11 protein-coding genes and 1 pseudogene are annotated in these 14,222 nt (G+C 52.8%); 7 read left to right on the forward strand and 5 right to left on the reverse strand.

Going from position 1 to position 14,222, the window contains the following annotated elements; translation table 11 throughout:
- Window positions 1-54 precede the first annotated feature (54 nt).
- Complete coding sequence (locus ACJJIN_RS21495) at window positions 55-504, reverse strand: hypothetical protein (RefSeq protein ID WP_282931315.1); 450 nt, start codon at window positions 502-504, stop codon at window positions 55-57.
- A 232-nt stretch (window positions 505-736) separates the two neighbouring features.
- Here ACJJIN_RS21495 and dapB point away from each other — a divergent pair, with 232 nt between their 5' ends.
- From dapB to greA, 7 genes and pseudogenes are all read left to right on the forward strand, one after another.
- Window positions 737-1,552 carry a 4-hydroxy-tetrahydrodipicolinate reductase gene (gene dapB, locus ACJJIN_RS21500; RefSeq protein ID WP_444896133.1) on the forward strand — a complete coding sequence of 272 codons (816 nt, stop codon included), beginning with the start codon at window positions 737-739 and terminating at the stop codon, window positions 1,550-1,552.
- Between the two features lie 224 nt (window positions 1,553-1,776).
- A pseudogene (locus tag ACJJIN_RS21505) lies at window positions 1,777-2,061 on the forward strand (ATP-dependent zinc protease family protein); the annotation flags it as partial.
- Between the two features lie 129 nt (window positions 2,062-2,190).
- A complete protein-coding gene (gene rimK, locus ACJJIN_RS21510; RefSeq protein ID WP_413665891.1) occupies window positions 2,191-3,099 on the forward strand; it encodes a 30S ribosomal protein S6--L-glutamate ligase in 909 nt (302 codons plus the stop codon).
- 168 nt (window positions 3,100-3,267) lie between these two features.
- On the forward strand, window positions 3,268-3,843 hold the full coding sequence (locus tag ACJJIN_RS21515) for a YfiR family protein (protein WP_444896134.1): 576 nt from the start codon (window positions 3,268-3,270) through the stop codon (window positions 3,841-3,843).
- 330 nt (window positions 3,844-4,173) lie between these two features.
- Window positions 4,174-5,322, forward strand: coding sequence for a glutamine-hydrolyzing carbamoyl-phosphate synthase small subunit (gene carA, locus ACJJIN_RS21520; protein WP_444896135.1), 1,149 nt, complete (start codon window positions 4,174-4,176; stop codon window positions 5,320-5,322).
- A 112-nt stretch (window positions 5,323-5,434) separates the two neighbouring features.
- Window positions 5,435-8,662 (forward strand): carbamoyl-phosphate synthase large subunit, encoded by a 3,228-nt coding sequence (gene carB / locus ACJJIN_RS21525; protein ID WP_444891977.1) that lies wholly within the window; start codon window positions 5,435-5,437, stop codon window positions 8,660-8,662.
- Window positions 8,663-8,749: 87 nt separating this feature from the next.
- A complete protein-coding gene (greA, locus tag ACJJIN_RS21530; RefSeq protein WP_413663270.1) occupies window positions 8,750-9,226 on the forward strand; it encodes a transcription elongation factor GreA in 477 nt (158 codons plus the stop codon).
- Between the two features lie 47 nt (window positions 9,227-9,273).
- On the opposite strand, the gene ACJJIN_RS21535 is transcribed toward greA, so the two are convergent.
- The 4 genes from ACJJIN_RS21535 to ACJJIN_RS21550 all read right to left on the reverse strand — a co-directional run bounded on the left by ACJJIN_RS21535 (window position 9,274) and on the right by ACJJIN_RS21550 (window position 13,856).
- A complete protein-coding gene (locus tag ACJJIN_RS21535; protein ID WP_444896136.1) occupies window positions 9,274-10,149 on the reverse strand; it encodes a hypothetical protein in 876 nt (291 codons plus the stop codon).
- Between the two features lie 448 nt (window positions 10,150-10,597).
- Entirely contained in the window at window positions 10,598-11,479 is an 882-nt protein-coding gene (locus ACJJIN_RS21540) for a hypothetical protein (protein ID WP_444896137.1), read from the reverse strand.
- 295 nt (window positions 11,480-11,774) lie between these two features.
- Window positions 11,775-12,665 carry a hypothetical protein gene (locus tag ACJJIN_RS21545; RefSeq protein WP_444896138.1) on the reverse strand — a complete coding sequence of 297 codons (891 nt, stop codon included), beginning with the start codon at window positions 12,663-12,665 and terminating at the stop codon, window positions 11,775-11,777.
- A gap of 306 nt (window positions 12,666-12,971) precedes the next feature.
- Complete coding sequence (locus ACJJIN_RS21550; protein ID WP_444896139.1) at window positions 12,972-13,856, reverse strand: hypothetical protein; 885 nt, start codon at window positions 13,854-13,856, stop codon at window positions 12,972-12,974.
- Between the last annotated feature and the right edge of the window lie 366 nt (window positions 13,857-14,222).

The raw sequence follows: 14,222 nt of genomic DNA on the forward strand, positions 1-14,222 counted from the left end.
CTTTCGGGCCTTTTTTATTTCCGGGTGAGTTTTATCCCCCCAATGGAATGCCTTCTATTGGGATGTTTTGGTTCTCAAGCGGGCTGCGAATTCACTCAGGAATTCCTGTTGGATTTTTTGCGCTTTGCGCAGTTGCTCCTTATTTAAAATACCTTCCAATTCTTTGTGTGTTTCCAGGCTGATAGCTGCGAATTGAGCGCCAATTTCGCCGCGTTGCTTGGGGGTTAGAGCGACCTTTTCACCACTGAGTAATCCGTATTTTTCCAGCACCGCTTTTTTCTCTGCGAAGCTTTTTTGCATAATGGGTAATACGGTTTTTTCCTGTCCCGGGGTGAGCTGCAAACGCAGCGTCACCCAATCGGTAATATCATCATACTTCTCCCAAAAGTCTGGATTGGCATTTTGCTGCTGGGCAGATGCCGGCGTGCTGCCAAAAGCCAGGCTCAGAGAGATCACTACCACCATGATGTGTGGTAGATGGTTGGACAGGATCATCAGTCGCATGTTGGCGCTCCATTTACCCCTCACAGTAAAGCGTAGCAGTGGCCGCTGATATCGCTTTTTGCGCAAGTATCCTCTTGGTAATTTAAAAATATGTGGATATTTCTTTTTGTTTTACTTTTGCGGAGTGACTAGCGATTTTTGGACTCGCTAATACTGGCTTACTGGTATCTATGCGCTCTACCGGGTGCGTTGTAGAATCCAGAACCTTAAAGATTTGGACTGGAGTGCTGTGATGGCGGTAAAAGTGGCGGTGACGGGATTTGGTGGTCGAATGGGACGAGCGTTGGCGGAGGCTTTGTCCCTGTCTGATAAGGCCGAACTGTCAGCGGCTATAGTGCGGCCTGGCTCCAGCTTGGTCGGCGCCGATGCCGGTGAAGTTGCCGGTCTAGGCCGCAGCGGTCTCGCTATTGTGGACAGCCTCGATAAGGCGGACTTTGACGTACTTATTGATTTCACTGCCCCTAAAGCAACTGTGGAAAATACTGCCTATTGTGCGGAGAAAAACCTCCCCATTGTAATCGGCACCACGGGCTTTGATAGCGAGCAAAAAAATAAAGTATTGGCTTATGCGGGTCAGGTGCCGCTGTGCCTCGCCAGTAATTTTTCCACCGGGGTAAACCTGTGCTTTAAATTGTTGGAAACTGCTGCGCGGGTAATGGCGGAAGAGGCCGATATCGAGATTGTCGAAGCCCATCATCGCCACAAAGTGGATGCACCTTCCGGCACGGCACTGAGTATGGGAGAAGTGATTGCGGAAACTCTGGGGCGCGACCTGGATAAAGTGGCAGTTTACGGTCGCGAAGGTCAAACCGGTGCCCGCGATAGGGATACTATCGGTTTTGCCACAGTGCGCGGTGGTGACGTAGTGGGTGAGCATTCGGTGATGTTTCTGGCGGAAGGTGAGCGGGTCGAAATTAGCCACCGCGCCAGCAGCAGGCTCTCTTTTGCTCGCGGTGCTGTGCGCGCGGCACTGTGGATGATGGGAGAGGAAGGGAGTGCGCGGGCGCCTGGGCATTACGATATGCGCGATGTGCTCGGCCTTAACTAATCTTACAAAGAGTAAATAAATTCAGCGCCTGCAGGGGCGCTGTGAAAGAAATTTTCGATTTTCATTTGCCCGCCATTTTTGCGGGTAAAACTAAAAGGCCGGCGACATTCGTTCGACCGGTCACCCTGTAACCTTCCTTTGAGGAACCTCGATTGGAAAGAAAGCTGATTGTCGGCAGCGAAGAGTGGTGCGGGCTTCCCGCACTCGGCGTCCCGGCGATTAAGGTGCGTGTGGACTCCGGGGCTAAAACTTCCTGTTTGCACGCTTATAACATCCATACCTTCAAGCGCGATGGCGAACCCTGGGTGAGTTTTGAGGCGCATCCACTGCAGCACCAGCGCCGCCCTTCAGTGCGCTGTGAGGCGAGGCTTTTGGATAAAAGGCTGGTGCGCAGCTCCTCCGGTGAAAGTGAAAAGCGCCCGGTAATTCGTACCTCTATTTCCATTGGTGGCAGTGTCTGGGATATCGAACTGACCCTGACCAATCGGGACAGCATGGGCTATCGCATGTTGTTGGGGCGCGAAGCCATGATTGGGCGAATGCTGGTAGATCCGGCTGAGAGCTTCTGTATTGGCGATATCCCGAAAAGCCAGCTGGATGAATATTATCGGGATGAGCACCATATTGCCGGTACCGGCCTGCGCATCGGGCTGCTGGCATCGAACCCGGATCTCTACAGTAACCGGCGCATTATGGAAGCGGGAGCCGAGCGCGGACATCGCATGAGTTTTCTCGATATCCGCCAGTGCTACATGAAGCTCGACCCTGATGAGCCGGAAGTGCACTACCGGGATGGCCGCATACTCAATAGCCTGGATGCAGTTATTCCCCGCATTCGCCCCAGCCAGACCTTTTACGGTTGTGCGCTGACGCGGCACTTTGAGAGCCTGGATATTTTTGCCCTGAATGGCTCTGCCGCTATCAGTCAGTCCCGGGATAAATTATTTTCCCTGCAGTTGCTGCAACAAAGTGGATTAAATATCCCCACCTCCGGGTTTGCCAATTCCCCAGTGGATACCAACGAGCTGATCGAAATGGTGGGCGGTGCGCCACTGGTGGTGAAGTTGCTAGAGGGAACCCAGGGGCGCGGTGTGGTCCTGGCAGAAACCCGCAAGGCCGGGGAATCGGTGATTAATGCGTTTAAGTCCCTCAAGGCCAATCTCCTGGTGCAGGAGTTTATTCGCGAAGCGGAGGGAAAGGATCTTCGTTTGTTTGTTATCGATGGTCGTGTGGTGGCCTCGATTCAGCGCGAGGCGGCACCGGGGGAGTTTCGTGCCAATATTCACCAGGGCGGTACGGCTTCGGTAGTTAAGGTCACCGCAGAGGAGAAGCGCCTGGCGGTCAAGGCTGCCAAGGTGTTGGGGCTGAAGGTGGCGGGTGTGGATATTATTCGCTCCCGCAAGGGGCCGCTGCTATTGGAGGTCAATTCCTCACCGGGACTTGAGGGCATCGAGAGCGCTACGCGCAAGGATGTTGCTGGGGCCATGATCATATCTATCGAAAAGGCGTTGAAGTGGCGCCCGATTTTGCCGGGGGAGGATCTTTAGGCGCTGTAACTCTGGTCCCGGCGGGGGCCTTTGCGTTGGGCTAACCTGAGTAGGTGGCCGGGCTTTTCGCTGGCGCGCAAATAGAGCCGCAGCGAGCTTTGGCCGCTGCGGGTAACAGCCCACCGCAGCTTCCTTTCGGGAGATGCAAACCACAGGGTTTGAGCTTCTATGACGATATCCAGCCCAGGTTCACTCCGCACTATTCCCGCCCTGATACTTTTCCTGACAGTACTTTTCACCGGTGTGGGTGCCCAGGCTGCGGTGCAGCTCTCCGATACGCCTTTGGGGCGGCGGGTAATGGTGGATTACATAGTGCACTTCGCCTACCACCTACAGTGGCCGGTCAATGCCTTTGCCAACAGTAGTGCCCCGTTCAAGGTGTGCCTAATGGGTGGGGATTCTCTCGGTGAGCCACTGGCGGCCCGATTCAAGAATCAGCGTATTGATGGGCGGGATGTGGAGCTTGAGAAAATTGAGGTCAAGGAGATGCTGCGGGCGCGCAAGTGCCAGATTGTGGTGCTGAGTACCCTGGATCGCCCCACACTGCTCAAGGCGTTGGTGGCACTGGAGTTTTTCCCGGTACTGACGGTTAGCGATGCCGAGCGCTTTGCCGCCACTGGCGGTATGATCGAGTTTGCCGACAGCGGCCGGGAGGTGGCCCTGCGTATGAATAAGACCATGCTGGAGAAGGCGGAGCTGAAAATGGGCAGCAGTCTTTTCCGGTTGGGACGCAAGCCGGAGTGAGATTTTCAGGGAAAGTAGCCTGGCGTATTTTTGCACTAGCGTCCAGAGGTGAATTCGCGTAGAATCTGCGCCCGATTTGGGCCGGTGCCGCGAAGCTGAATCGCGCAGCGTGAGCCTACTAAAAAGCTGGCGGCAACCGTCGGCCACTTTGTGAGAATCACGCGTGAACAGATTTTTAAAGCGAGATGAAGCTGCGATGTTTCATCTCGCTTTTTTATGCGCGCACCAGTCAGGAGCCCGCGTGCTCCGAAGCCCGCAAACCCCGCCCGGAAGCAGTTCTGAAGATTGGAGTTCAATTTGACTAAAGCTGTCCCTACGTCGGAGGCTTTCATGCCCCACAACTTTATGCAGAGTACAACTCCCGCGCTGCTGGTGCTCGCAGATGGTAGTGTCTTTGAAGGACGCGCAATCGGTGCCCATGGCAGTTCTGTTGGCGAGGTCGTGTTCAACACATCCATGACCGGCTACCAGGAGATCCTCACCGATCCCTCCTACGCCCGCCAGATTGTGACTCTGACCTACCCGCACATCGGCAATACTGGCACCAACCAGGAAGACGAAGAGTGCGCTGATATCTGGGCCGCCGGCCTGGTAATCCGCGACCTGCCGCTGCTGGCCAGCAGCTTCCGCAACGAGCAGTCCCTGGAGGACTACCTGCGCGAGCGCAATATCGTTGGTATCGCCGATATCGACACCCGTCGCCTGACGCGCCTGCTGCGCGACAAAGGTGCGCAGAGCGGTTGCATCGTTGCCGGTGATAATATCGACCGCGAAGAAGCCCTGGCCAAGGCCAAGGAATTTGCCGGTCTGAAAGGGATGGACCTGGCCAAGGTAGTGAGCACCAAGGAAGCCTACCCCTTTAGCGAAGGTACCTGGGAACTGGGCGAAGGCCACAAGGCCGCGCCGGAACAGCCCTTCAAAGTGGTGGCTTACGACTTCGGTGTGAAGCGCAATATCCTGCGTATGCTGTTGGATCGCGGCTGTGACATCACCGTAGTACCGGCGGAGACTCCGGCTTCCGAAGTACTGGCGATGAATCCCAACGGTGTATTCCTGTCCAATGGCCCCGGCGACCCCGAGCCCTGTGAATACGCGATCACCGCTATTCGCGAAATCCTGGACGCTGGCATCCCCACCTACGGCATCTGCCTGGGCCACCAGTTGTTGGGCCTGGCGGTGGGCGGTAAAACTGCCAAGATGAAGTTCGGTCACCACGGTGGTAACCACCCGGTACAAGACCTGAACAGCACCAAGGTGATGATCACCGCGCAGAACCACGGTTTCGAAGTGGACGCCGATAGCCTGCCGGACAATGTGGAAGTTACCCACAAGTCCCTGTTCGACGGTACCTTGCAGGGTATTCACCTGAAGGACAAGCCGGCCTTCAGCTTTCAGGGACACCCGGAAGCGAGCCCGGGCCCACACGATGTGGCGCCGTTGTTCGACCACTTTATCGATTTGATGAAAGAGCGCGCCTAAGGGCGTAGCCGCCCAGGGTAGGGCAATTAACCGCCGCTTTTGCGGCGGTTTTAACAAGAAACGAATGAAATTTAGCGCAGCCGGCCTTTGCCGGTAGTAGAACGGAAGAAAGATGCCAAAACGCACAGATATCCAAAGCATTCTGATTATCGGCGCAGGCCCCATCGTGATCGGCCAGGCGTGCGAATTTGACTACTCCGGCGCCCAGGCCTGTAAGGCGCTGCGCGAAGAGGGTTACCGGGTGATCCTGGTGAACTCCAACCCGGCTACCATCATGACCGACCCGGCCATGGCCGATGCCACCTACATCGAGCCGGTTGAGTGGCGCACCGTTGCCAAGATTATCGAGCAGGAGCGCCCCGACGCCATCCTGCCCACCATGGGTGGCCAGACAGCACTGAACTGCGCCCTGGACCTGGACAAGCATGGTGTCCTGAAGGAATTCAATGTCGAGCTGATCGGTGCGGACAAAGACGCTATCGAGAAAGCGGAAGACCGCGACCTGTTCGACAAGGCAATGAAGGCTATCGGCCTGGAAACCCCGCGTGCCAAGATCGTCCACTCCATGGAAGAGGCGAAGAAAGTACCGGAAGAGTTCGGCTTCCCGGTCATTATCCGTCCGTCCTTCACCATGGGTGGTTCCGGTGGCGGTGTGGCCTATAACTGGCCGGAGTTTGAAGAGATCTGTAAGCGCGGTCTCGATCTCTCCCCCACCAACGAATTGCTGATCGACGAATCCCTGCTCGGCTGGAAAGAGTACGAGATGGAAGTGGTTCGCGATAAGAACGACAACTGCATCATCGTATGTTCCATCGAGAACTTCGATCCGATGGGTGTACACACCGGTGACTCCATCACCGTTGCCCCGGCGCAGACGCTGACCGACAAGGAATACCAGCTGATGCGCAACGCCTCTATCGCGGTACTTCGCGAGATCGGCGTTGAGACTGGCGGCTCCAACGTACAGTTCGGCGTTTGCCCGAAGACTGGCCGCGTAGTTGTGATCGAGATGAACCCCCGCGTATCCCGCTCCTCCGCACTGGCCTCCAAGGCCACCGGCTTCCCGATCGCCAAGGTCGCGGCCAAGCTGGCAGTGGGTTACACCCTGGACGAGCTGCAGAACGATATCACCGGCGGTGCTACCCCGGCGTCCTTCGAGCCGTCTATCGATTACGTTGTCACCAAGATCCCGCGCTTCACCTTTGAGAAATTCGGTGAAGCCGATGCACGCCTGACGACCCAGATGAAGTCTGTGGGTGAAGTGATGGCGATCGGCCGTACCTTCCAGGAGTCCATGCAGAAAGCCCTGCGCGGTCTGGAAGTGGGCAGCTTCGGCCTGGAAAGCAAGATTGACCCGAGCAAAGACGGCGCTGAGACCCGTCTGCGCAGCGAACTCTCCGTTCCGGGTGCCGAGCGCATCTGGTACGTGGGCGACGCCTTCCGTATGGGCATGAGCGTCGGCGAAGTTTACGACCTGTCCGGTATCGATCCCTGGTTCCTGGTACAGATCGAAGAGCTGATCAAAATTGAAGAGCCGCTCAAGTCACTGCCAACCTCGGCGCTGACCACTGAGCAAATGCGCTTCCTCAAGCGCAAAGGCTTCTCCGATCGCCGCCTGGCGGACCTGCTGGGGGTGAGCCAGAAGACTGTGCGCGAGTTCCGCCACAAGCTGGGTGTATTCCCCTCTTACAAGCGCGTGGACACCTGTGCTGCTGAGTTCAGCACCTCTACTGCTTACATGTACTCCACCTACGATGAAGAGTGCGAAGCGCAGCCGTCTGACAAAAAGAAAATCATGGTACTCGGCGGTGGCCCCAACCGTATCGGCCAGGGCATCGAGTTCGACTACTGCTGTGTACACGCCGCTCTGGCGATGCGCGAAGACGGTTACGAGACCATCATGGTCAACTGTAACCCGGAGACTGTTTCCACCGACTACGACACTTCCGACCGCCTCTACTTCGAGCCGGTAACCCTGGAAGACGTGCTGGAAATTGTTGCCAAAGAGAAGCCGGAAGGCGTGATCGTACAGTTCGGCGGCCAGACTCCGCTGAACCTGGCGCGCTACCTGGCCAACGAAGGTGTGCCGATTATCGGTACTACTCCAGAGCAGATCGACCGCGCCGAAGACCGCGAGCGCTTCCAGCAGATGATTATGCGTCTCGGCCTCAAGCAGCCAAAGAACGCCATCGTGCGCTCTGTCTCCGAAGCCATCCAGGCGGCGAAAGACGTGGGCTACCCGCTGGTTGTGCGCCCGTCTTACGTACTGGGTGGCCGCGCGATGGAGATCGTCTACAAAGAAGACGAGCTGCTCACTTATATGAAAGAAGCGGTACAGGTTTCCGACGAAGCGCCGGTACTGCTGGACCACTTCCTCAACGCCGCTATTGAGGTGGATATCGATGCGGTATCCGATGGCAAGGACGTTGTGATCGGCGCCATCATGCAGCATATCGAACAGTGTGGTGTTCACTCCGGTGACTCCGCCTGCTCCCTGCCACCTTACAGCCTGCCGGCGGATGTGCAGGACCGTATGCGCGAAGAAGTGAAAGCCATGGCTCGCGAGCTGGGCGTAGTTGGCTTGATGAATACCCAGCTGGCCTACCAGGACGGCGAGATCTACGTGATCGAGGTGAACCCGCGCGCTTCCCGTACTGTACCTTTCGTCTCCAAGTGCATCGGCACTTCACTGGCGAAAGTGGCTGCGCGCTGTCAGGCGGGTATCAGCTTGCAGGAGCAGGGCTTTACCGAAGAGATCGTACCGGACTACTACTCCGTTAAAGAGTCTGTATTCCCGTTCAACAAGTTCCCGAAAGTGGACCCGATTCTCGGCCCCGAGATGAAATCCACCGGCGAAGTAATGGGCGTAGGCGCTACCTTCGCAGAAGCCTTCGACAAGGGCCTGGTTGCCGCTGGCGACCGCCTGCCGGAGTCCGGACGCGCATTTATCTCTGTGCGTGACTTCGACAAGGCCGACGCAGTGGGCGTGGCCCGCGATCTGGTGGAGCTTGGCTTCGAAGTAATTGCCAGCCGCGGCACCGCCAAGGTCTTGCAAGAAAACAATATTCCCGTTACAACCGTCAACAAGATGAGTGAAGGTCGCCCGCATATCGTCGATATGATTAAGAACGACGAGATTGCACTGGTAGTGAACACTACCGAAGGGCGCCAGGCGATTCGCGACTCTGCGGATATCCGTCGCAGTGCCGAGAACCACCAGGTGTGTTACACCACCACCCTGGCTGCGGCCCAGGCCATGGCGATGGCCATGCGTCAGGAGCAGCCGCTACAGGTTCGCCGCCTGCAAGACCTTCACCAGCGTGTCGTAAAGCTGTCTTAATAGCTTTAAAACCAACTTGTGAAATCCAACCGGGCCCCGTGATCTCACTGGGCCTGGTTTCGTCGTAACAATAATGGAGGTCCCACATTGAACCGGGTACCAATGACCGTTGAAGGCGCAGAAGCGCTGCGCTCAGAGCTGGACAATCTGAAAAAAGTTGAACGCCCTACCGTTGTACAGGCGATTGCTGAAGCGCGCGAACACGGTGATTTGAAGGAAAATGCCGAATACCACGCGGCGCGGGAAAAGCAGGGCTTTATCGAAGGCCGTATCCAGGAAATCGAAAGCAAGCTTTCTCACTCTCTGGTCATTGATGTGAAAAGCATCGAGCCCAGTGACAAGGTAATTTTCGGTACTACGGTAACGATTATTCACCTGGATGACGATAAGGAAGTTACATACAAAATTGTGGGTGACGACGAGGCCGATGTTAAAAAGCACAAGATCTCGGTGAACTCTCCGATTGCCCGCGCGCTGATTGGAAAGGAAGTGGGTGATGTGGTGGTAGTCCAAACACCTTCCGGTGCGGTGGAGTACGAAATCGATGCGGTTGAGCACCTGTAAATTACAGGTGATAAAAAAGGGCGGCCATGGGCCGCCCTTTTTTTTTGTTATTGCCAAACGTAACTTTGGTTAGCATGGCCAGACTGCATTACTGTGGCAGTTTCATAGAGGCCGAACTGTCCCACCAGGCTATTGTTGTTGTGCCCTGATTGGCGCGCCGAAGCGGTGTGTCCAGAACCGATCTGTCCCAGGTACACATCATTGTGGTGGCCTCTCTGGCGGGCGCGTGCACTGTGGTCATACCCAGCCTGGGAAATATCCGCTTCCTGGTTGTGGCCACGCTGACGCATACGGGCGTAGTGATCACCACCTACCTGACGAATATCACCATCATTGGATTCACCGGACTGGCGCATGCTGGCATCGTGGCCAAAGCCGCTCTGGAAGGTATCTGCGTTGTGCAGTTCTCCTCTCTGGCGAATAACGGTCTCAGAACCAACGCTAACAACCTGGGTGGCGGTTGCCGTGTTGTGGCTGTCCATCTGGCTAATCATCACCATGTTGCCAGCACCTGCAAATTGATAGGTGAGAGCGTAGTGGTTGTCGCCAGATTGCTGATGGGCGGAGTAGCCGCCCAGCTGTCCAATCTGGTAGGTCTCAGACACGTTGGTGCTGCCGGACTGGAAGCTGAACGACTCGTTGCCGGCACCGCCGCTTTGCAGCAAGTGCGCTGAATGGTGATCACCTTCCTGGTACTGGTACCCATAGCTGCCGAGTTCAATGCTATGAGTGATCTCTGCATCATTGCTATGGCCATGCTGTTCCTGCATAGCGTTGTTATCCCAGGTCAGCGGCCCGGTCTGATCGATAGTGGCATTGTTGTGGCCGCCATTCTGGTCCTGAGTGGCGGTGTTGCCGCCCGCATAAGCGGTTCCACTGATGGCCAGGGTTAGGGCTACAGCGATAGGGGTCAAAGTCTTCATGAGTGTCTCCATTACTACAAACTTCAATGAGCATCACATGGTGAAATACCAGCCTAAGTGGCTGAAAAGGGGTGGCACGTCATCCTGCGCCAAGGGTTTTACAGCAGGTGCACCTAGCCGGAGGGGTAGGTATCACTGTAAATAGGGGGAGCAGCGTTGCCACAAAGGCATTGCCGCCAGTCAAACAGGTAAGCGGGAGAGTAGGACTGATACATTTTGATGGCTTCCCTGATACTGCTTAGGAGTCCAAAATTTCGTTCCGTCCTCAATATTCTTGCTGGGAATTGGGGCAGTCGCTATAGGAGAGAAGTTGTAAATCCTTGAGAAGAAAGTGCTATTGCACAGTACCGAATTTAACTTTTCTCTCTCTATAGCTTTTACCTGTTGCTATGAATAGCGCGGGGATTTAAGTCGGATTTATTGATTAGCAATTTTGTTGCGAGCCTATTTACTGTGAAATATGGCTACTGTTGGAAATGCCGATCTGTAGGGTGTTACTGGATGCTCCCGCCCTTATCTGGCTGGCTTGGACCTGGTTAAATAGGCCAATCTGGGTACTACTGGCCATTTGATCTAGACCTTGTTGAGAAAATGAAACGTTATTTTCCAGCCCAATTTGGTTTGATTGATTGGTATTGCCAACACCAGCTTGCAAAGAATTTGCTGAATTTAACAACCCTTCCTGTGACGCTGACGATGAATTACCCGTGCCCAGCTGCTCCATTTCGGAAAAGTTAAGTGCGCCTGTCTGGGTAATTGAAGATTCATGGGCGATACCGGTTTGCTCACTGACACCTAAATTAAGCAAACCCGCCTGTGAGATTGAGGCATTACCGGTAAAACTAAATACTTGTGCCACGACGGCGACATTGGCTCTATCTGTCTGCTCAATATTGACGCTGTTATTGGCCCCGGAAATTTGTACCGTGGTGGCAACCTGTCCCTGTCCATCCTGAGTATGCAGGGAGAAACCGTTTATTTGGTTAACTTGCCGGGTGAGTGATCTGCTATTAGAGCCAATCTGTACGCTCTGTCCCGCATTGTCGCTCCCAGAAGATTGGGAGACTCTGGAAAAATGATTGCGGCCAGTTTGAAATTGGGAAATTGTGCTGTTGATTTCTATGGATTGAATGCCGGTGGCGTCATTAAAAAAGCCAATTTGCTCTTGCAGGATTAAGTTGCCCTCATTAAGCGGAAACCTCTGGTTGGCAACGGCATTGTTGCCAATACCAACCTGTATCTGCTCTACGGTTTGGTCATTCCCAAAGGCGGAATTGACGGAAAGAAATGCGATAAATGTGACTACCGGCGAATAAATAACTTTTTTCACGAATACCTCCACGACTACATAACAAGGAGCATGAAAATTACGGCTTTAAAGTGCGGTGTTGGCAAGCAAACATAGGGAAATTACTACTGGAAATTAAATTCCGGACAGTAATTATTAAGAACGTTAAAAGCGAATTGACCCAACTACCGCTATTTTCATTGTTGATGGCGGTATAGTAAGTTTCTATAGGGCTTTAGTCTCAATTTAATGAGAAATAAGTATCAAGAAATGAATGCTTTTACCTCAGGAATCCAGTCGGAATAAGTTGACCTTACTCCGACTGGTAATAACTTCGTTACTGTAAAACCACTGCCGTATTACCGGTACCGGTTTGGGTAATATTGGCAGATTGGGAGAAACCATTTTGAATCACAGTTGCATCATTCATACTGCCAGACTGATTGACGATCACCATATGGCCACCGCCTAATCCACCATTGCCGGCCTGCATAATATTGGCGGAATTCAAGAAGCCGTCCTGAGTGACATAGGCACTGTTATACCAGGACACTTGCACGATGGTGGCCATGTTGCCCTCGCCGTCCTGATAGAGGTCCAGTTCGTTGTACATATCGGACTGGGCGACATCTGCGCTGTTGGCGGCGCCGATCTGTTGGATACTGGCGTAGTGCCCGGTGCCTTCCTGGCTGATTATGGCTTCATGACTTGAGCCTTGCTGGAAAATCATCGCATCGGAATTAAAGCTTGCATATTGTCCAATTAATGCGCCGTGGAGTTCGCCCATTTGCTCAATAACAGAGACATTATCGCTACCGAGGTGTTGTTGGATCTCTGCCTCATTACCGGACCCCACCTGGCGTATTGTCGATTGCCCATGCTGTGTGGCCAATTGATAGCTACTGGCACGATTATTAGAGCCCGACTGGAATATTTCTACGCTATTTGCGATCCCATCCATTTGCAGGCTATAGGCGTCGTTAAGACTGCCTTCTTGTATTTGGATAATTGAGCTTTCAATTTCGTTTTGCTGTACGGCCTCTGCAATATGAGCAGAGCCGTCCTGACTGATCTCCAGGTGATTATCGATAGCGCTTGGGTCAGTTTGATCCGCTACAGCTGAGTTACTGGAGCCACTTTGGGTGATTAATGTAGTATTTTCTGCAGCATAACCCAAGCTGGTGGCAGATATCGCCAGTACCAGTGGAATTACGGTAATCTTCTGCACGGCTAACTCCTGTGTATTACCGTCTAGTGGTAAATCCGGTCGTTAAAACTTTTGCCTGTGTTACCTGTGAAGTGAGTAACGTCAAAATGTGAGAAATCGTTTACATGGAAAACTGTAGACGAAGAATTTTGAAACCACTGCTACGTAAGAAAATATTGATGCAGTATTTTTATCAGGTAAGGAAAGAATGCCATTCTTTGGGTAGCTTTGTAAGTGACTCATAAATTAAAGCTGGCATTAAAAAATGCATTCTTTCCTCTATGTATATTGAAAATATAATAACTTTCAGCCGGAACGAATATGCCGCTACTGCATGATAAATCCTTGGTTTAACATACCATTCTGAATGCCAATAGCCGTTTGATTGTCGACGCTTTGGGTAATAGTATGAAGGTTAGTTGTTCCTATCTGGGTACTGCTTGCAGTTTGCATTGCTCCAGCTTGATCCACGATGGACATATTGCCAGTACCATCTTGTAGCGTAGAAACCAACAAAATATCTCCCGTCTGGGTCTGGGTACTAATGTTACCATCTCCTATCTGGGTACTTGTTGCTACCAGGATGTCACCCGTTTGTATAGAAAAGTAAGTATTCAGATTGCCCGTTTGCGAGGAGGTCAACAGATTATCAAACCCTGTTTGTTCGGCATCTGCGCTATTTTGATCACCCGTTTGAGACACATTTAGGCTGTTAAACGTGGTGGTAGTTTGAGTCACTAACATCTGGTTATCAAAGCCAGACTGATAGAGGTTGACTGTATCGAAACTACTATCTGTTTGGGAGAAAATGATGTCATTTGCAGAATTGAACTGAGAAATGTCAACAAAGCTAGAAGATGTACTGTCCTGTAAAGTAGAGGCGAAATTTCCAGCGCCCTCCTGATAGATATTTACCTCTGCATCATCTGAAAAATTAGTTTGAGTCGAGTCAGCTTCATTCCCCAGCGTTACCTGTTCATGCCTGATGATACTCAAGTTGGTTGAAGTGTCTTGCCGGCTTTTGCTAACCTGTGCTTCATCTGCCTGAATAACCTCAATAAGGTTGTTAGTTGTTGTTGGGTCTACTTGGTTTGCAGTCACCTGGTGATTGTTACCCGTTTGTTCCACGGTAGTTGTATTTCCATCCGCATAAGTAATTGACCCGACAAGGCATAGACTGATGCCCACGGAAATTGGTGTATGGATTCGCATCGATATCTCCGATTGAAGGTAAGGTGGATTTTTCTTATCCCCATGATTTCAGTTGCGGTGAAGCATCAAACCTAGGAAGGACAAAAGACTCCATAGATAGGGTATGGCATTTATTGCGCAAGGAGTTTGGCACACCTTGTTTTATTGCTATCCCTAATAGGTATTATCTCTGGAGTACCTGACAATACCCTGATGCTGGTATGAGTTTTATCGTAAGCCTCAAATATTGCTATGGGAAGTTAGTGCCTAAAAAATAGGAATATTTTCTTTGTTGTTGTTTTTTACGCTAGAGCACTAAGGTTGCTGGATAAGTGGACTTAAATGAAATTCAGTTAGGGGCTCGATAGGGCGACCCTTGTTTAAAGC

Source organism: Microbulbifer maximicatervae (SeqCode), assembly GCF_052467505.1.